Consider the following 19,711-nt stretch of genomic DNA (forward strand, 5'->3'; position numbering starts at 1 on the left):
GTGGTCTGCGCCGCGCGGCCCTGGTGGTGCGATGTGCTTCGGCCGGTTACTTCGGGGTGGCCACGCCGCTCTTGACGGACTTCCACGCACCGCTGACGACCTTGTAGACGGTCAGCTGCTTGTTCGTGGTGTCGCCGTACTGGTCGAACGAGACCTTGCCGGAGATGCCGTCGAAGGAGGTGTTCTGGACGGCGCTGACGATCTGGGAGCGGGCGTCGTCCGGGATCTTGCCGTCCTTCACGACGGTGCCGATGGCCTTGATGATCGCGGTGGTGGCGTCGTAGGAGTACGAGCCGTAGGTGCCGTAGTCACCGGGGTACTTCTTGGCCTTGTAGGTGGCCACGAAGTCCTTGGCGGCGGGCAGGGTGTCGACCGGGACGCCGATCGACGTCACCAGGTCGCCCTCGGAGGCCTTGCCGGCGGTCTGGATGTAGGTCGGGGTGAACATGCCGTCGCCGCCGAACAGCGGGATGTTGGCGCCCGCGGCCTTGAGCTGCTTGGTCAGCACCTCGGACTCGTCGTACTGGCCGCCGTAGTAGAGGATGTCGGCGCCCGAGTTCTTGATCTTGGTGACCAGGGTGGAGAAGTCGCGGTCGCCGGTGTTGACGTGGTCGGTGCCGATGACCTTGCCGCCCTGCTTGGCGAACTGCTCCGAGAAGATCTTCGACAGACCCGCGCCATAGGTCTGCTTGTCGTCGACGACGAAGGCCTTCTTCTTCTTGGCGACGTTGTAGGCGTAGTCCGCCGCGTAGGCGCCCTGCAGGGCGTCGGTGGTCGCGGTGCGGAAGTACGTCTTGAACGGGCGGGACGGGCTGGTCTGCCAGTTCTTGCCCATGGTCAGCTCGGGGTTGGTGTTGGACGGCGAGATCTCCACCAGGTTGGCGGTGGCGAAGACCTGCTGCATCTGCGTGGCCACACCGGAGTTGAGCGGGCCCACGACGCCGAGCACGGTCTTGTCGGAGACGAGCTGGGTGGCGTTCTGCTGGCCGGTGGCGGGAATCGCCTTGTCGTCCAGCGCCTTGATCTTGAAAGTGACGCCCGGAACGGTCTTGTTCTTGTTGGCGTCGTCGACGGCGATCTGGGCGCCGTACTGGATGCCGAGGCCCGTCGCGGAGTTCTGGCCGGTCAGCGGGGCGTCGACGCCGATCGTAACCGTCACGTTGCCGCTGTCGCTGCCCTTGTTGTCGTTGTTGCGGGAGCCGCAAGCGGTGAGAGTCAAGGCTCCGGTGGTCAACACGGAGGTAAGAATCACCAGAGAACGCTGTCGCACAATCGATCCTTTCCAGGGGCATGGTCGCCCTTGCGGGAACGACAGATGCCACGCCGGTACCGAACTCCCGGTGGAGCGGTGACTGGCCGTGACTCTAGGCGTGTGCGAGGAACGTGGAGGAGAGCTTGACCAAGGCTGTGACGCTCTTGTTATGACACGAGGTAATGCAGAGCGGTACAACGTGGGGGAAAAGCAGGAATTCAGTCCGATTCGCGCCGTCCGCATTCTGAGAACCCGCAGGACTCGCCATGATCCGTTCAGGTGTCTCGGCGTTTTTGGTCGTTACGCGTCTCTGTTGCTGTGGGCGACTTTCGGGACGGCTGAGGTGGGGTCGTGAACCGTGAGAACTGGGTGCTTAGACGAATGCACATTACATGCGTATTACGCAGAGTTACGGCAAGGAAAGAAAGTCAAAGCTTCAGAACTTCTCCGCGTTTCCCGGTGCGGGCGAGGCGGAGAGGCGCCGCCCGCCGGGCTTCTGTCAGGCCTGTGCTGCCTGCACGTGGACCTCGTCGCCGGGGCGCGCGTCCCGCAGCAGACAGGTGAGCCGGGCCGTGCACACCCGGCGGCCTTCCTCGTCGCTGATCACGATCTCGTAGGTCGCCGTGGAGCGCCCCCGGTGGACGGGTGTGGCCACGCCGGTGACCAGGCCGGAGCGGGCCCCGCGGTGATGCGTGCAGTTCAGGTCGACGCCGACCGCGATCTTCGAGCTGCCGCCGTGCAGCATCGACCCGACTGACCCCAGGGTCTCCGCCAGCACCGCGCTGGCCCCGCCGTGCAGCAGCCCGTACGGCTGGGTGTTGCCCTCCACCGGCATGGTGCCGACGACCCGGTCCGCCGAGGCCTCGAGGATCTGCACGCCCATGCGTACGCCGAGATGGCCCGCCGAGAACAGGGCCGGCAGGTCGACGCCGAGCGAGGCGTACTCGTCGATGACCTCCTGCGGGAACTTCACATGCTGCTGCTCGCCCATGGGGCTCCGATCGTCGTACGGCTGTCTCTCCACTGAGCCACGCTCAGTCGGCCGTCGATTCTTCCAGACGGACTGAGCGTCCGCTCAGACGGTGGCCGTCGGCTGCGGCACGCCGCTCTCGAGACGGACCACGACGGACTTGCTGGCCGGGGTGTTGCTGGTGTCGGCGGTCGCGTCCAGCGGCACCAGCACATTGGTCTCCGGGTAGTACGCCGCCGCGCAACCCCGCGCCGTCGGGTAGTGCACCACCCGGAAGCCGGGCGCCCGGCGCTCCACGCCGTCCTTCCACTCGCTCACCAGGTCGACGTAGGACCCGTCGGCGACACCCAGCGCCCGCGCGTCCTCCGGGTTCACCAGGACCACCCGGCGGCCGTTCCTGATGCCCCGGTAGCGGTCGTCCAGGCCGTAGATCGTGGTGTTGTACTGGTCGTGCGAACGCAGCGTCTGCAACAGCAGTCGGCCCTCGGGGAGTTGGGGGAACTCGACCGGCGCCGCCGTGAAGTTCGCCTTGCCGGTCGCCGTCGGGAACCGGCGTTCGTCACGCGGGGCGTGCGGGAGCGCGAAGCCGCCCGGGCGCGCCACGCGCGCGTTGAAGTCCTCGAAACCGGGGATCACGCGCGCGATACGGTCGCGGACCGTCGCGTAGTCCTTCTCGAACTCCTCCCAGGGAGTGGCGCTGTCGGCACCGAGCACCCGGCGGGCGAGCCGGCACACGATCGCCGGCTCCGACAGCAGATGCGGGCTCGCGGGCTCCAGGCGACCGCGTGAGGCGTGCACCATGCCCATCGAGTCCTCGACGGTGACGAACTGCTCGCCGCCGCCCTGGAGATCGCGTTCGGTGCGGCCGAGCGTCGGCAGGATCAGCGCCCGCGAGCCCGTCACCACGTGCGATCGGTTGAGCTTCGTCGACACGTGCACGGTCAGTCGCGCCCGCCGCATCGCCGCCTCGGTGACCTCCGTGTCGGGGGTCGCGGAGACGAAGTTGCCGCCCATCGCGAAGAAGACCTTCGCCTCGCCGTCGCGCAGCGCGCGGATGGCCCGTACGACGTCGAAGCCGTGCTCGCGCGGGGGCGCGAAACCGAACTCCTTCTCCAAGGCGTCCAGGAAGGCCGGGGCCGGGCGCTCGAAGATGCCCATCGTGCGGTCGCCCTGCACGTTCGAGTGGCCGCGGACCGGGCACACGCCGGCACCGGTGCGGCCGATGTTGCCCCGCAGCAGCAGGAAGTTGACCACCTCTCGGATGGTCGGGACCGAGTGCTTGTGCTGGGTGAGACCCATGGCCCAGCAGGCGATGGTGCGCTTCGAGGCGAGCACCATACGCAGGGCCTCCTCGATCTCCGCGCGGGTGAGACCGGTCGCCGCGAGCGTCTCGTCCCAGTCGGCTGCACGGGCGGCCTTGGCGAACTCCTCGTACCCGTGGGTGTACTCGCGCACGAACTCCTCGTCGACCGCGCCCTCTGTCTCCAGGATGAGCTTGTTGAGGAGGCGGAACAGGGCCTGGTCTCCGCCGATACGGATCTGCAGGAACAGATCGGTGAGGGCGGCACCCTTGAGCATGCCCTGAGGGGTCTGCGGGTTCCTGAACCGCTCCAGGCCGGCTTCCGGGAGCGGATTGACGCTGATGATCTTCGCGCCGTTGGCCTTGGCCTTCTCCAGCGCCGACAGCATCCGGGGGTGGTTGGTGCCCGGGTTCTGACCGGCGACGACGATCAGGTCGGCCTTGTAGAGGTCCTCGAGCAGGACGCTGCCCTTGCCGATGCCGATGGTCTCGCCCAGCGCCGAGCCCGAGGACTCGTGGCACATGTTGGAGCAGTCCGGCAGGTTGTTGGTGCCCAGCTCGCGCGCGAACAGCTGGTACAGGAACGCGGCCTCGTTGCTGGTGCGGCCCGAGGTGTAGAAGACGGCCTCGTCGGGGGAGCCGAGGGCGGCGATCTCGTCTCCGATGATGTCGAAGGCCCGCTCCCAGTCGACCGGCTCGTAGTGCTCGGCGCCCTCGGCGAGATACATGGGGTGGGTGAGCCGGCCCTGCTGGCCGAGCCAGTAGCCGCTGCGGTGGTGCAGGTCGGCGACGGAGTGCTCGGCGAAGAACTCGGGCGTCACCCTCCGCAGGGTGGCCTCCTCGGCCACGGCCTTGGCGCCGTTCTCGCAGAATTCGGCGGCGTGCCGGTGATCGGGCTCCGGCCAGGCGCAGCCGGGGCAGTCGAAGCCGTCCTTCTGGTTGACCCGGAGCAGCGTCAGCGCGGTGCGCTTCACCCCCATCTGCTGCTGGGCGATACGCAGGGTGTGCCCGATGGCCGGCAGGCCCGCGGCCGCGTGCTTCGGCTCCGCGACCCGCGGCGCGTCCTGGACCGGATCCCCTTTGGGTGGCTTCGTAGCCATCGCACGCTCTCCCTCTGCACCGGCACCACTGCCCTGTAGGCCAGATCCTCGCACGGGCCACCGACAACCATGGAGGGCGGATGGGGGAGGAGAACGGATCCTGTGCGTGCGGGGGACGCCTGCCTGTCCTTTTCCTCGAACCGACCGTGGCTCGCCCCGTCGGACCTCACTGTCAGTGGGGCGTGGCAGGATCGGGGGCGTGGCAGAGACAGCATCGAAGAAGACCGACAGCACCCCCAGTGGGACCCGTCCCCGGCTGATGCTCATGGACGGGCACTCGCTGGCATACCGCGCGTTCTTCGCGCTGCCCGCGGAGAACTTCACGACCGCGACGGGCCAGCCGACGAACGCGATCTACGGCTTCGCGTCGATGCTGGCCAACACCCTGCGTGACGAGGCGCCTACGCACTTCGCGGTGGCCTTCGACGTCTCCCGCAAGACCTGGCGCTCCGAGGAGTTCACCGAGTACAAGGCGAACCGTTCCAAGACCCCGGACGAGTTCAAGGGCCAGGTCGAGCTGATCGGCGAGTTGCTCGACGCGATGCACGCGCAGCGCTTCGCCGTCGAGGGCTTCGAGGCCGACGACGTCATCGCCACCCTTGCCACCCAGGCCGAGGCCGAGGGCTTCGAGGTCCTGATCGTCACCGGTGACCGTGACTCCTTCCAGCTGGTCACTGAGCACACCACGGTCCTCTATCCGACGAAGGGCGTCTCCGAGCTGACCCGGTTCACCCCGGAGAAGGTGTTCGAGAAGTACGCCCTGACGCCCGCCCAGTACCCCGACTTCGCGGCCCTGCGCGGCGACCCGTCCGACAACCTGCCCGGCATCCCCGGCGTCGGCGAGAAGACGGCCGCGAAGTGGATCAACCAGTTCGGTTCCTTCGCGGAACTGGTGGAGCGCGTCGACGAGGTGAAGGGCAAGGCGGGCCAGAACCTCCGCGACCATCTGGAGTCGGTGAAGCTCAACCGCCGGCTCACGGAGCTGGAGCGCCAGGTCGAGCTGCCGAAGACGGTCGCCGACCTGGAGCGCGCGCCGTACGACCGCAAGACCGTCGCGATGGTCCTGGACACCCTGGAGATCCGCAACCCGTCGCTGCGCGAGCGGCTCTTCGCCGTCGACCCGGGTGCGGAGGAGGCCGAGTCCACGCCGGTCACGGAGGCGGGCGTGGAGGTGGACGGCACGGTCCTCGGCACCGGTGAGCTGGCCGGCTGGCTCGCCGAGCACGGCACGGAGGCGCTGGGTATCGCCACCGTCGACACCTGGGCGCTCGGCACCGGCTCGGTCGCCGAGGTCGCGCTGGCCGCGGCGGGGGGAGCGGCGGCCTGGTTCGACCCTGCCGAGCTCGACGAGGCCGATGAGAACGCGTGGGCGGTCTGGCTGGCCGACGCCGCGAAGCCCAAGGTCTTCCACAACGCCAAGGGCGCCATGCGGGTCTTCGCCGAGCACGGCTGGAGCATCGACGGCGTCGCCATGGACACCGCGCTCGCCGCCTACCTGGTCAAGCCCGGCCGCCGCTCCTTCGACCTGGACGCGCTGTCCCTGGAGTATCTGCACCGCGAGCTGGCCCCGGCCGCCGCGGCCGACGGTCAGCTGGCCTTCGGCGCGGACGACGGCGCCGAGGCCGAAGCACTGATGATCCAGGCCCGGGCGATTCTCGACCTGGGCGAGGCCTTCGAGGGCCGGCTCCAGGAGGTCGGCGCGGCGGATCTGCTCCGTGACATGGAGCTGCCGACCTCCATCCTCCTGGCCCGGATGGAGCGGCACGGCATCGCGGCCGACCGCGCGCACCTCGAAGCGATGGAGCAGATGTTCGCGGGCGCGGTGCAGCAGGCCGTGAAGGAGGCGCACGCGGCGGCCGGTCACGAGTTCAACCTGGGCTCGCCCAAGCAGCTCCAGGAGGTCCTCTTCGGCGAGCTTGCCCTGCCCAGGACCAAGAAGACCAAGACCGGCTACACCACCGACGCCGACGCGCTGGCCTGGCTCGCCAACCAGACCGAGAACGAACTGCCGGTGATCATGCTCCGCCACCGTGAGCAGGCCAAGCTGCGGGTGACGGTCGAGGGCCTGATCAAGACGGTGGGGGCGGACGGCCGTATCCACACCACGTTCAACCAGACGGTGGCCGCGACCGGCCGTCTCTCCTCCACTGACCCGAACCTCCAGAACATCCCGGTCCGCACGGACGAGGGCCGGGCGATCCGCCGGGGCTTCGTGGTGGGCGAGGGCTTCGAGTCGCTGATGACGGCCGACTACAGCCAGATCGAACTGCGGGTGATGGCCCACCTCTCCGAGGACGAAGGCCTGATCGAGGCGTTCACCTCCGGGGAGGACCTGCACACCACGGTCGCCTCCCAGGTGTTCTCCGTCGGCCGCTCGGCCGTCGACGCGGAGATGCGCCGGAAGATCAAGGCGATGTCGTACGGCCTCGCGTACGGTCTGTCGGCCTTCGGCCTCTCCCAGCAGCTGAACATCGACGCGGGCGAGGCCCGGGCGCTGATGGACACGTACTTCGAGCGGTTCGGCGGGGTCCGTGACTATCTGCGCCGGGTCGTCGACGAGGCACGCGCCACGGGGTACACGGCGACGCTCTTCGGCCGCCGCCGCTACCTCCCCGACCTCAACAGCGACAACCGCCAGCGCCGGGAGGCGGCCGAGCGGATGGCGCTCAACGCGCCCATCCAGGGCACCGCGGCGGACATCGTCAAGATGGCCATGCTGAAGGTGGACGGCGCGCTGCGCGAGGCGGATCTGAAGTCCCGGATGCTCCTCCAGGTACACGACGAAATCGTCCTGGAGATCGCCCCCGGCGAGCGCGCCGAGGTCGAGACGATCCTCCGCCGCGAAATGCCCGCCGCGGTCAATCTCAGGGCGCCCCTGGACGTCTCGGTGGGCGTGGGCCCGGACTGGGAGTCGGCAGCGCACTAACCTCCGGTGCGAGCCGACAGAGGGCGCCACCCGCCGACCCTGGCGGAGCGGCGCCCTCTGCGGCTCCCCCGAACTCCCATCGGCTTACGCCCGCGCTTCATTGCGTCGGCTCACGCCCCGCGGCCACTCCTCGTCCCCTTCTCCCAGCGGCCCCTCTTTCTCCGCCGCTTCTTCCAGCCGCCCCTCTTTCCGCCGCGACGGTGCTCTGTAACGACGGCCGTGTCCGGCGGTGCCGGACACGCGGGTCCCTGCCTGTGCGGCACCGGCCGGATGACGCCGTCGTGGTCACACACCGTCGCGACGGAAAAGCGCGGCGGAAAAAAGGGGGGAAGCCCGGACCGGGGCGGGACGGCGGGCCGACGGCGGCTTGCCGTCGTCACTCAGCTGGCCCCCGTCAGAACGCCCCCGCCCCCGGCACCGGCAAGGATGCGGGCATGGGTATACGCATGCTTCACGGCCGGACGCCCCAGACAAGGCCTCCGGCCAAGGCCCGCTCCGCCGCGGCCCAGGTCACGGCGGCCCCGTCGGCCCCGGCCATGGCACCCGGCGCCAGTTCCGCCCGCATCCCCACCGAACTCGCCGTCACCGTACGCAAAGCGGCCACCCGTCTCCGGCGGAGACTCCGTACCCGACCCGCCCCACGGCAGTGGCTCGACCTCGCCCACAGCTATCTCGCGCTGTTCCTCAGCGCACTCCCCGGCCCCCGCCGCCCCCGCACCATGACCGTGTTCATGGCGACCCTCACCGAACGGCCGAAGGGTTCCGGCGCACGTCGCCGGCCGCCGGAGCCGGACGCCACACCCTGACCAGCACGGCGTACCCCAGCACCCCGAGCAGCAGCCCCGCGCCCGCTCCGAAGAGCACCGTGGGCAGCAGCTCCCAGGGCTTGGCCGTCGAACCCCAGTAGGCCCACCACCGCGCGGCCCGCTGCACTGCGGCGATCAGCGCGCAGCCGGCGATCCCTGCCCCGGCCCACCACCGGTCCCCCACCGACAGCGGCGGCACCCCCACCGGGTCCGCGGCCGGGGCCCGCCGTAGCGCACGCAGCACGAACACCGCGAGCACGGCCGCGGCCACCGCCGAAGTGCCGTACTGGAGCACGGTGTACAGCGGTATGCCCGCGACGTTCCGGCCGATCGCGGGGATCAGCCGTGTCCCCCAGCGGTCGTGGTGCGTGAACGCGTCCCAGACGACATGCGTGAGCGCGCCGAGCGCGGCGGAGACATACCAACGGGCCGTCAGGGAAAGACCGGCACGCGCGCGTGGCGCACCGCAGCGCAGCAGAGCCGCCGGCCGCCCCTGCCGGGCCCGGGGCAGAAGGGCCACGAGCGGCTCCCGTACCAGCACCCACAGGGCCACCAGCGCCCAGGAGAAGAGCACGTCCACGGTGAGGACACCGGTGAAGGAGTGCGTGAACACGCCGAATTCCATCGCGTCCGGCACCGCGCTCGCCGCGTAGTAGGTGAGGTCGGGGGAGAAGGACCCCGCGACGAGCACCGCGGGCACCAGCCGCCCGCGCCCGGTCCCGTCGTGGCGCACGGCGGGCAGTACGGCTGCGGCGTGGCTGAGAGTGAACGGCACCGGGCCCCCTGGAGCAGTCGTCGGCCGGAGCGCCGAATCGTGATTGCGTACGACAAGTATCCGCGGCGCCACCATCGTTCAACGAGGAGTGGCCAACTGGTGAAAATCGGGCACTGCCCGGTGTCCGCGGAATGGAAGTTGTCGTAGTGTCGCCTGGGTCGCCGCCTCGGCGTGCACCACCGATGCGCTACCTCACCACTCGAAAGAGGTAACAGGGGGCAACCACAGCACCGGGTCAACCGTCACACCAGGGGCGAGCAGACAGACGGAGAGGGCGCTCGGAAGGCGCCCATGGGAGGGGTTCACCTTATGGCGGCGCAATTCGGCAGGCGGCTGCGCAAGGGAGCGGCGACGACCGCCGCGGCCGCGTTGGCGGTAGCGGCTCTGTCCGCGTCCCAGGCGCCGGGCGGGACGGCCGGCGACACGGGCCGGCAGGCCAACGCCGGCGCCAGCACCTCCACACCCGACGGAGCGGGCGCGGTCGACGGCGCCACCGGCAACTCGCCGTACTACACGGACCTGCCGCCGCTCAACAGCCCGAACCCCAGCGTCGGCCCCACCGCCTCCTCGTCGAGCATCGGCACCGCCGTCTCCCGGGGCGCGGCCGAGGCCGGCATACCCGCCACCGTTCTGGACGCCTACAAGAAGGCCGAGGCGGAGCTGCGCGGCTCCGTGCCGGGCTGCAACCTGTCCTGGCAGTTGCTCGCCGCCATCGGCAAGGTGGAGTCCGGCCAGGCCCGCGGCGGCGACGTCGACGCCGAGGGCAACACCCTGCACCGGATCCTGGGCCCGCAGCTCGACGGCAACGGCTTCGCGCTCATCCAGGACACCGACGGCGGCCAGTACGACGGCAACAGCGCGTACGACCAGGCCGTCGGCCCCATGCAGTTCATCCCGTCGACCTGGGCATGGGCGGGCCGCGACGGCAACGGCGACGGCGTCAAGGACCCCAACAACGTCTACGACGCGGCGCTCGCCGCCGGCCACTACCTGTGCCGCAACGGCTGGGACCTGTCCGTCCAGGCCGACATGAACAGCGCGATCCTCAGCTACAACCACTCGCAGGACTACCTCAACCTGGTCCTGTCCTGGTACGAGTTCTACCGCGAGGGCACCCACTCGATCCCGAACGGCACCGGCACCGTACCCAGCCACCGCAGCGACGGCCACAAGTCCGGCAGCGGTTCGGGCTCCGGCGGCTCACCGTCGCCCAGCACGCCGGGTACCCCGAAGCCGAAAGAGCCGTCGCCGGGCACCCCGAGCACGACCCCGTCCCTGCCGCCCACGCCCACCGACACCGTGGACCATCTGGAGGACGCGGGCACCGCCACGCTCACGGCGATGGCCGGCGACGCGTTCACCAAGAAGATCAGCACGCGCGCGGAGACCAAGGCCGGCCGGACCGTCTCCAAGGTCCGTATCCGCTTCACCATCGTCGGGGACACGGACGCTACCTTCACCGGCGGCGAGAGCGTCGCCACGGTCACCACCGGCAGCAAGGGCGTCGCCGTCGCTCCGGCGCTCCAGGCGGGCGAGAAGACCGGCGACTTCACGGTCCGCGCCACCGTCGTCGGCCGTACGATCACCCCGGTCGACTACGACGCGACGGTCACCGCGCGCGCCGCCGACACCCTCGCCCTCGTCAACGCCACCGCGCTGACCTGCGCCCCGGGCGCCGAGTTCGCCGACCAGGTGCAGGCGAAGGCTACTTACCAGGGCACCGTCGCCGACCAGGTCGCCGCCACCGCCACGCTCATCAAGTCGGCGGACGACACCAGCGAGAACGACAAGGGCCCGTACTTCAAGGACGCGGACGGCAACGCCGTCCGGACCCTGACGAACCTCCAGACGGACGCGAACGGCCTGCTCACGCTGCCCAAGCTGTACGCGGACGACATCACCGGCACGTTCCTGCTCCGTATCACCACCACCGGCGGTGCCGCCCTCACCGTCGAACTGACGGTCGTCGCGGCAGACACCTCGGCGAGCCCGTCGCCGAGCCCGTCCGCGTCCGAGTCCGCATCGGCCTCCGCCTCCCCGAGCGCTTCCGCCACCTCCTGATTCACGGTCCCACGACGCCGAGGGCGCCCTCCCGCCGACGCGGGACGGCGCCCTTCGCCGTCGTACGACCTGTTCTCATCTCACCCTCCCGTTGCTACGGTGCCCGGACCTGACGATCCATCAGGAATCCGTCGGCCGTTGGGAGGCCCCGCATGCGTGCCCTGATCGCCGCCGCGACCGGTCTCGCCCTCGCGCTCGTCCTGGTCGTCACGATCAGCGCCCTGGGCTCGCCGGCCGGAAAGACGTCCCCCAAGCCGCTGCTCACGACGGTGCCCTCACATCCGTAACCGCCGCCCCGGGAGGCCGAGATGCGCCGCAAGGCCAGTCTGGTCCTGCTCGCCTGCGCCGTGTTCTTCGCGGCACTGTCCCCGCTGCTGCGCTGGTACGCCTTCCCGCGCCTGGCCAAGATCCCCGCAAACCAGTACCAGGACATGGTTCTGGTGGCGAAGGACGCCACGCTCCTCGACTACGGCACCATGAAGGCGAAGCAGGTCCCCCGGGTCACCATCGTGCAGACCCTCAAGGGCGATGTGACGGCCGCGAAGAGGATCGAGGAGACGGCGGGCCGGGACGTCGTCGTCTGGGACGGCCTGTCCTACGTCCAGGGTCCCGACGGCAAGATGGTCTCCGAGATCCCCGAGCGCTACATCTTCGACGCCCACAGCCAGGAACCCGTCCACGCCACCGGCGAGATGGTCGACGGGGACCCGGTGAGACGGGACGGCATCGAGTTCAAGTGGCCGTTCCTGACCGAGAAACGGGACTACGAGTACTTCGACGCGCAGACCCGCACCACCAACCCCATCCACTACAAGGGGACGCAGACCTTCCGGGGCGTCGGGGTCTACTACTTCGAGCAGACCATCCCCTGGACCAAGGTCCCCATGCCCAAGAAGATGCCGGTGCAGGGCATCACCCCCGAGACGGTCGCCAAGACCGGCACCACCCGCTGGTACACCACGGTCCGCAAGTTCTGGGTGGAACCCGTCACCGGCGCGCCCGTCTACGGCGAGGAGATCCACAAGGAGGAGCTGCGCGGCGGCACCCTGCTGGGCGGCCGCGCCAAGGTGACGGCCTTCGCAGGCGACGTGAAGATGCGCGAGGACTACATCGAGCACACGGTCGCCCTGGTCAAGCAGAACCGTACGCTCGTCCTGATGCTGACCTCCTACCTCCCGTGGGGCTTCCTGTCCCTCGGCATCGCGCTGCTCGCCCTCTCCCTCTGCCTGGAAGCCCTCGGCCGCCGCCCGGCCGACCCGGAACCCGCGCCCTCCGCGGTCCCGGAACCGGTCAGCGCCTGAGGCGTGCGCTGGTGTGCCGGGTGGGCTCGGCGGACGCCGGGTCCTCGGGCCAGGGATGCTTCGGATAGCGCCCCCGGAGTTCGGCCCGCACGCCCTTGTACCCGTCCCGCCAGAAGGAGGCGAGGTCGGCGGTGACGGCGGCGGGCCGCCCGGCGGGCGACAGCAGATGCACGAGCACCGGCACCCCGGCCACGGCCGGCGACTCCTGCGCCCCGAACATCTCCTGCAGCTTCACGGCGAGCACGGGCTGCTCGGGGTTCTCGTAGTCGACCCGGATCCGCGACCCACTCGGTACGACGATCCGCTCGGGCGCCAGCTCGTCGAGCCGTCCCGCCTCCCCGCTCGCCCATGGCAGCAGCCGCCGCAGCGCCTCCCCGGCGTCGATCCGCCCGAGGTCGGCCCGGCGCCGGGCCCGCCCGAGTTCCGGTTCCAGCCACTCGTCCACGCGCGCGTGCAGCGCGTCTTCGGAGACGTCGGGCCAGGGCTCCCCGAGGCGCAGGCGCAGGAAGGCGAGCCGCTGCCGCAGTACGGCCGCGTCGGGCGTCCACCGCAACAGGCCGAGCCCCTCCTGCCGCAGGCCGTCGAGGAGCGCAGTGCGTACGAGGGCGGGGTCGGCGTCCCGCAGCGGCCGCACCACGAGCTCGATCGCGCCGAGCCGCTCCACGCGCCGCGCGACGACGTCCCCGTCGGCCCAGTGGACCTCCTGGTCCTCCGAGTACAGCGACGCCGCCGCCGCCCTGGCCATGTCCTCGTCCACCACCGCGGCGAGTCGCACGCGCGCGTGCCCCCTGCCGACAGGACGGTCCGCGACGGCCACCGCGAGCCACGGGGCACCGCGCAGCGGGCTGCCCTCACCGAGCTCTGCCCGGGTGCCGGAGGCCATGAGACAGGACCCGCCGTCGGCCTTGGCGACGCGCTCGGGGAAGGCGAGAGCGGCGACGAGTCCCACCGTGCGCTCGTCCACCGTGCCGGCCGGCATGCCGTCGTCGTCCGCCCGGAGCCTGCGCACCTCCGCGCGCCACCGCCCGGCGTAGGCGTCACCGCCGCGCCGGGCGGCCCGCAGCGCGCCCGCCAGGTCGTCCCCGTATTCCCGCGGAGGCTCCTCGCTCAGCAGCGCGACCACCTCGGCACCCCCGCCGGGGCCGTCCAGCAACGCCCGCCCCAACCGTGGATGCACCCCCAGCCGGGCCAGCCGCAGCCCCCGTTCCGTGGCCCGTCCTGCGGGGTCGACCGCCCCGATCGCCGTCAGCACCTCCCGCGCCGCCGCCATCGCCCCGCCCGGCGGCGGATCCAGCAGTGCCAGCCCCGCGGCCCCGGGATCGCCCCAGCAGGCCGTCTGGAGGGCGAACGCGGTCAGGTCGGCCACCTTGATCTCCGGCGCCGGAAAGGCCGTCAGACGGGCGTCCTCGGCCTCGGACCAGCAGCGGTACACCGCCCCCGGAGCCTCACGCCCGGCCCGGCCCGCCCGCTGCCGCCCGGCCGCCCGTGACGCCCGTACCGTCGCCAGCGCGCTCAGCCCGCGCGCGTGGTCGACCCGCGGCTCCCGCGCCAGCCCCGAGTCGACGACCACCCGGACCCCAGGCACGGTGAGCGACGACTCGGCGACCGCCGTGGCCAGGACCACCCGGCGCCGCTCCCCGGGCGCCAGCACCGCGTCCTGGACGGCTGCCGGTGCCCGGCCATGGACCTGGAGCACCTCCACGTCCCCCAGGTCACCCGACTGGCCCGCCACGCGGGCGATCTCGCCCACGCCCGGCAGGAAACACAGCACGTCCCCCGGCCGCTCGGCCAGGGCCCGCCGCACCACCGACGCCACATGCGCCAGCAGCGCCGGGTCGACGCGCATCCCGTGCGGCGGCCGTACCGGACGCGTCGGCGGTGCCCACACCACCTCCACGGGGTACGACACACCGTCCGCCTCGACCACCGGCGCACCGCCCAGCAGCCCCGCCCACCCCTGCGCGTCCGTGGTCGCCGAGGCGGCCACCAGGCGCAGCTCCGGGCGGAGCGTCTCCCGTACGTCCCAGAGGAAGGCCGCCACCGTGTCGGCGTCCAGATGCCGCTCGTGGCACTCGTCGAGGATGACGACGTCCACGCCCGGCAGCTCCTGGTCGCGTTGCAGGCGCTGCAACAGCACACCGGTCGTGACGACCTCCACGCGCGCGTGCCGGCCCACGACCCGTTCGCCGCGAACGGTGTAGCCGACGCTCCGCCCGACCTGCTCACCGAGCAGCCAGGCCATCCGGCGGGCGGCCGCGCGAGCCGCGATCCGGCGTGGCTCGGCCACGACCACCCGCCGCACAGGGCGCCCCTCGTCCAGCAGCCCGGCCAGCGCCAGCGGCACCAGAGTCGTCTTGCCGGTGCCGGGCGGTGCCACGAGGACGGCGGTGCCGTGCCTCTCCAGGGCGTCGTCCAGACCGGGCAGGGCCTGTCGTACGGGCAGCGCGTCCAGGGCGTCGTAACGGATCACGCCCCCCAGTGTCGTACGCACCCGGGCACGCCCTTCACGCGCGCGTTCCCTTTCCGGGCCGCGCAGTCCGCTTCCGGGCCGCGCGGTTCGCTCGCGGAGCCGCTCAGTCCCGCTCGCACACGAAGATCGCCGTTCCGGGCAGGAGATTGCCCCGCAGCGGCGACCAGCCGCCCCATTCGGCGGTGTTCCAGGCCGGCCACTCCGGCTCCACCAGGTCGACGAGCCGGAAGCCCGCGGAGGCGATGTCCCGGACCCAGTCGCCGAGCGTGCGGTGGTGCTCGACGTACACCGCGTGGCCGTCCTCGTCCTGCTCGACGTATGGAGTGCGGTCGAAGTAGGAGGCGGAGACCGAGAGGCCCTCGGGGCCCGGCTCGTCCGGGAACGCCCAGCGGATGGGGTGCGTCACGGAGAAGACGAAACGGCCCTGCGGGCGCAGGACCCGCCGCACCTCGCGCAGCACCTGCCGCGGGTCGGCGACGAAGGGGAGCGCGCCGTACGCCGAGCACGCCAGGTCGAAGGAGGCGTCGGCGAAGGGCAGCGCGCCCGCGTCCGCACAGACGAGGGGAAACGATCCGCCGATGCGCAGCGAGTGCTGGAGCTGGCGGTGCGAGAGGTCGAGGGCGACCGGACGGGCGCCCTGGGCGGCCAGCCAGCGCGAGCACTGGGCGGCGCCGGCGCCGATCTCCAGGACGTCCTTGCCCTTGAGGTCCTCCGGCGGGCCGAGCAGCTCCGCCTCCACCTCGTCGAGACCCTCCGGGCCCCAGACGAAACGGTCGTCGCCCAGGAACGTGCCGTGCTCGACCTGGTACTCGTCGGCGTTGCGGTCCCACCAGCCCCGGTTGGCCCGGCTGCTCTCCGCGACCCCGGCGGCACGCCGGGTGGCTTCGGGTTCGGCCTCTGTTCCGGTCTCTGACCCGGTCTCTTCGAGGTCGAACGAATCGGGCTCTTGGATGATCGGCTCCCTCGTCGTACTCTTCCGTCCAACCCCGTCACGGGTGTGTCGCGGACGGGGTCTCTCAGGCCTGCGTGGCCTCGTGGGACGGTTCTTGTGCCGGGTATGCGGCGATCCGCCCCGGGTGTGCGCCTTCGCGCATTGACCCTGCCCGGCTGCCCCCGTATGCTACAAGTTGCGCTGCGGGCCTGCGCACCTCAGACCTAGCAGGCTGCGCTCGCATCTGTTGTATGTCCCCTCGGTTTTCGAGGCGCCACCAGTGGTTTTGTGTGGCGCTTCCTTGGCTGTCCGGCTTCATCAGAGCGATACGGGCTCCCGGCGTAGCAGTACCTACGACTTCAATGTCCGTACCGGAGCCCTTTCCCACATGACGAGCAGCACCGAGACCACCGCCACCACCCCGCAGGTTGCGGTCAACGACATCGGTAACGAGGAAGCCTTCCTCGCCGCTATCGACGAGACGATCAAGTACTTCAACGATGGCGACATCGTCGACGGCGTCATCGTCAAGGTTGACCGGGACGAGGTTCTCCTCGACATCGGTTACAAGACCGAAGGTGTCATCCCGAGCCGTGAGCTCTCGATCAAGCACGACGTCGACCCCAACGAGGTCGTCGCCGTCGGTGACGAGATCGAAGCCCTTGTTCTCCAGAAGGAGGACAAGGAAGGCCGCCTGATCCTCTCGAAGAAGCGCGCCCAGTACGAGCGTGCCTGGGGCACCATCGAGAAGATCAAGGAAGAGGACGGCATCGTCACCGGTACCGTCATCGAGGTCGTCAAGGGTGGTCTCATCCTCGACATCGGCCTCCGCGGCTTCCTCCCGGCCTCCCTGGTCGAGATGCGCCGTGTCCGCGACCTCCAGCCCTACGTGGGCAAGGAGCTCGAGGCCAAGATCATCGAGCTGGACAAGAACCGCAACAACGTGGTCCTGTCCCGCCGTGCCTGGCTGGAGCAGACGCAGTCCGAGGTCCGCCAGACGTTCCTCACGACCCTCCAGAAGGGTCAGGTCCGCTCCGGTGTGGTCTCCTCGATCGTCAACTTCGGTGCCTTCGTGGACCTGGGTGGCGTCGACGGTCTGGTCCACGTCTCCGAGCTGTCCTGGAAGCACATCGACCACCCGTCCGAGGTTGTCGAGGTCGGCCAGGAAGTCACCGTCGAGGTCCTTGACGTCGACATGGACCGCGAGCGTGTCTCCCTGTCGCTGAAGGCGACCCAGGAAGACCCGTGGCAGCAGTTCGCCCGGACCCACCAGATCGGCCAGGTCGTGCCCGGCAAGGTCACGAAGCTGGTTCCGTTCGGTGCGTTCGTCCGCGTGGACGAGGGCATCGAGGGTCTGGTCCACATCTCCGAGCTGGCCGAGCGCCACGTGGAGATCCCGGAGCAGGTCGTCCAGGTCAACGACGAGATCTTCGTCAAGGTCATCGACATCGACCTCGAGCGTCGCCGGATCTCGCTGTCCCTGAAGCAGGCCAACGAGTCCTTCGGTGCCGACCCGGCCTCGGTCGAGTTCGACCCGACGCTCTACGGCATGGCCGCGTCCTACGACGACCAGGGCAACTACATCTACCCCGAGGGCTTCGACCCCGAGACCAACGACTGGCTCGAGGGCTACGAGACCCAGCGGGAGGCGTGGGAGCACCAGTACGCCGAGGCGCAGCAGCGCTTCGAGCAGCACCAGCAGCAGGTCATCAAGAGCCGCGAGGCCGACGCTGCCGCTGCCGCCGAGGGTGGCGAGGCTGCCGCTCCGGCCGCTTCGGGTGGCGGTTCGTACTCCTCCGAGGGTGCGGACACCTCCGGCGCGCTGGCCTCGGACGAGGCGCTGGCCGCGCTGCGCGAGAAGCTGGCCGGTGGGCAGAGCTGAACGCTAGCCGCTGGGCTTAGCCGGTAACTGAGGGGCCGTACCTTTCGAGGTACGGCCCCTTGGCGTTGGCCGGCTTGTTCGTCGATCGTCGGCTCGTTCATCGGCTTGTTCCTCGACTTCGCGTTCGCAGAAACGTGTGGGATACACGGGTAACCGCTGGGCCGTAACGCGGCGCTGCGACGCTTCCCCGGTCTTCGTTCAAGATCGGGGAGGAACCCAGGCATGGCACAGCCTCAGTACAGGTCAGGGACGAACCGGCGGACGTTCCTGCGGAACGTCGGTCTCACCGGTGGCGCAGGCGCCATGTTCGCCACCATGGGAGCCATCGGCCTCGCTCCCACCGCCCAGGCGGCCCGGCGCGAACAGCCCTTCCGGGCGCCCGGCACAAGCGACTTCACGCTCACCGGGCGCGCCGCGGCGAGGGTCGTCATCCTCGGCGGCGGCATCGCCGGTCTCGCCACCGCGTACGAACTGGGCAAGGCCGGCTACGACTGTACGATCCTGGAGGCCAGGGACCGTACCGGCGGACGCAACTTCACCGTGCGCGGCGGTGACTCGACCACGGACCTCTACGGCCACACGCAGACCGCGAGATTCGCCGACGGCCACTACATGAACGCCGGGCCGGCCCGAATACCGCAGTGGATGATCACCCTCGACTACTGTCGTGAACTCGGCGTTCCCATCGAGGTGTTCACGAACACCAACGCCGACGCGTACCTCTACAACGAGTCCGCCGGCATGACGAGGCCCGAGCGCTACCGCACCGCCAAGGCCGATGTGTACGGCTACGTATCGGAGTTGCTCGCCAAGGCCACCGACAAGGGCGCCCTGGACAAGGAGCTGACGGCCACCGACCAGGAACGGCTCGTCGAGTTCCTCAAGGACTGGGGCGAACTCGGCGACAAGCTGACGTACGAGGGCGGTGAGCGCCGCGGATACACGACCGTACCGGCCGCCGCCGGCACTCCCGGGGTGCTCCTCGGCGATGTCCCGTCCGCCTCCGAGGTGTTCGCGAGCGGCGTCGGGCGTTACTTCTCCTTCGAGTTCGGCTTCGACCAGGCGATGCTGATGTTCCAGCCGGTCGGCGGCATGGACCGGATACCGAGGGCGCTCACCCGGGCGATCGGCGCCCACCGCGTCCGTACCGGAGCCGTGGTCTCCAGGATCACCGACAAGGGCGACGGCGTCACCGTGACATACACCGAGAACGGCCGTACCAAGGTCGTCGACGCCGACTACTGCGTGGCCGCCATGCCGCCCAACATCCTCGCCAAGGTGCCGCACAACCTGGGCTCCGGCGTGCAGAGCGCCCTGGAGGCCGTCACACCGTCGTCCGCGGCCAAGATCGGCCTCGAATACCGCTCGCGCTGGTGGGAACTGGACCACCGCATCTACGGCGGCATCACCGAGACCGACCAGGACGTCACACACATCTGGCACCCCTCGTACGGCTTCCACGGCGAACGGGGCGTCCTCATCGGCTACTACAACTACGGCACCGACGCCGACTCCTACGCCCAGCTCACCCCGGCCGGGCGCGAACAGCGCGCGGTGGCCGCCGGTGTGAAGATCTACGGCGACAAGTACCGCACCGAGCTGGCCTCCTCCTTCTCCCACCACTGGCGCCAGACCCCCCATCTGGAGGCCGCCTGGCACGACACCCCCGGCGGTCCCGACGACGTGCGCTACAAGCCGCTCAACGAGCCCACCGGCCGGGTCTACTTCGCCGGCGACTGGCTCAGCTACATGGACGCCTGGCAGCACGGCGCGTTCAGCTCCGCGCGGAGGGCGGTCATGGCACTGCACGCGCGCGTGCTGTCCGCATAGGGCACGAGAGGGCGCGGCATGCCGGTGTGCGGGCACGCGCGCGCCGGCCGTCAGGTCACCGGCGAGGACACCTTCGACGTCACCAGCCCGTGGGACGGGCGCCTTGT

The 19,711-nt window shown here is 70.3% G+C and carries 13 protein-coding genes; 7 read left to right on the forward strand and 6 right to left on the reverse strand.

The window, feature by feature from the left end:
• Positions 1-46: 46 nt before the first annotated feature.
• The 3 genes from ABTY98_RS29960 to ABTY98_RS29970 form a co-directional block, all read right to left on the reverse strand.
• Entirely contained in the window at positions 47-1,255 is a 1,209-nt protein-coding gene (locus tag ABTY98_RS29960) for a branched-chain amino acid ABC transporter substrate-binding protein (RefSeq protein ID WP_352224186.1), read from the reverse strand.
• Between the two features lie 496 nt (positions 1,256-1,751).
• Positions 1,752-2,243: a PaaI family thioesterase gene (locus ABTY98_RS29965; RefSeq protein ID WP_352224187.1), complete on the reverse strand. Its 492-nt coding sequence runs from the start codon at positions 2,241-2,243 to the stop codon at positions 1,752-1,754.
• Between the two features lie 84 nt (positions 2,244-2,327).
• Positions 2,328-4,622, reverse strand: coding sequence for an FdhF/YdeP family oxidoreductase (locus ABTY98_RS29970; protein WP_352224168.1), 2,295 nt, complete (start codon positions 4,620-4,622; stop codon positions 2,328-2,330).
• A gap of 199 nt (positions 4,623-4,821) precedes the next feature.
• Here ABTY98_RS29970 and polA point away from each other — a divergent pair, with 199 nt between their 5' ends.
• A complete protein-coding gene (gene polA, locus ABTY98_RS29975; RefSeq protein WP_352224169.1) occupies positions 4,822-7,548 on the forward strand; it encodes a DNA polymerase I in 2,727 nt (908 codons plus the stop codon).
• Between the two features lie 434 nt (positions 7,549-7,982).
• Entirely contained in the window at positions 7,983-8,354 is a 372-nt protein-coding gene (locus tag ABTY98_RS29980) for a hypothetical protein (protein ID WP_352224170.1), read from the forward strand.
• Here ABTY98_RS29980 and ABTY98_RS29985 read toward each other — a convergent pair.
• A complete protein-coding gene (locus ABTY98_RS29985; RefSeq protein WP_352224171.1) occupies positions 8,290-9,129 on the reverse strand; it encodes a DUF4184 family protein in 840 nt (279 codons plus the stop codon). The two genes, ABTY98_RS29980 and ABTY98_RS29985, sit on opposite strands and share 65 nt — an antisense overlap.
• A 309-nt stretch (positions 9,130-9,438) precedes the next feature.
• Between ABTY98_RS29985 and ABTY98_RS29990 the strand changes: the two genes are divergently transcribed.
• The 3 genes from ABTY98_RS29990 to pgfA all read left to right on the forward strand — a co-directional run bounded on the left by ABTY98_RS29990 (position 9,439) and on the right by pgfA (position 12,491).
• The gene (locus tag ABTY98_RS29990; RefSeq protein ID WP_352224172.1) at positions 9,439-11,190 is read left to right on the forward strand and encodes a lytic transglycosylase domain-containing protein; all 1,752 of its coding nucleotides are present in this window, start codon (positions 9,439-9,441) and stop codon (positions 11,188-11,190) included.
• 152 nt (positions 11,191-11,342) lie between these two features.
• A complete protein-coding gene (locus ABTY98_RS29995) occupies positions 11,343-11,477 on the forward strand; it encodes an SPW_0924 family protein (RefSeq protein WP_351732728.1) in 135 nt (44 codons plus the stop codon).
• A 21-nt stretch (positions 11,478-11,498) separates the two neighbouring features.
• Entirely contained in the window at positions 11,499-12,491 is a 993-nt protein-coding gene (gene pgfA, locus ABTY98_RS30000; protein ID WP_352224174.1) for a cell envelope lipid trafficking protein PgfA, read from the forward strand.
• Here the strand turns inward: pgfA and hrpB are convergent.
• Together hrpB and ABTY98_RS30010 are read right to left on the reverse strand one after the other, a co-directional pair.
• Entirely contained in the window at positions 12,481-14,961 is a 2,481-nt protein-coding gene (hrpB, locus tag ABTY98_RS30005; RefSeq protein ID WP_352224175.1) for an ATP-dependent helicase HrpB, read from the reverse strand. The two genes, pgfA and hrpB, sit on opposite strands and share 11 nt — an antisense overlap.
• Positions 14,962-15,064: 103 nt before the next feature.
• Positions 15,065-15,913 (reverse strand): class I SAM-dependent methyltransferase, encoded by an 849-nt coding sequence (locus ABTY98_RS30010; protein WP_352224188.1) that lies wholly within the window; start codon positions 15,911-15,913, stop codon positions 15,065-15,067.
• A 367-nt stretch (positions 15,914-16,280) separates the two neighbouring features.
• Here ABTY98_RS30010 and rpsA point away from each other — a divergent pair, with 367 nt between their 5' ends.
• Together rpsA and ABTY98_RS30020 are read left to right on the forward strand one after the other, a co-directional pair.
• Positions 16,281-17,774, forward strand: a complete 1,494-nt coding sequence (gene rpsA, locus ABTY98_RS30015) for a 30S ribosomal protein S1 (protein ID WP_189947373.1) — start codon at positions 16,281-16,283, stop codon at positions 17,772-17,774.
• A 303-nt stretch (positions 17,775-18,077) separates the two neighbouring features.
• On the forward strand, positions 18,078-19,604 hold the full coding sequence (locus ABTY98_RS30020) for a flavin monoamine oxidase family protein (RefSeq protein WP_502994391.1): 1,527 nt from the start codon (positions 18,078-18,080) through the stop codon (positions 19,602-19,604).
• Positions 19,605-19,711: the final 107 nt, after the last annotated feature.

This window comes from Streptomyces sp. NPDC096040, assembly GCF_040303265.1.
In the GTDB taxonomy this organism is placed as follows: Bacteria; Actinomycetota; Actinomycetes; order Streptomycetales; family Streptomycetaceae; genus Streptomyces.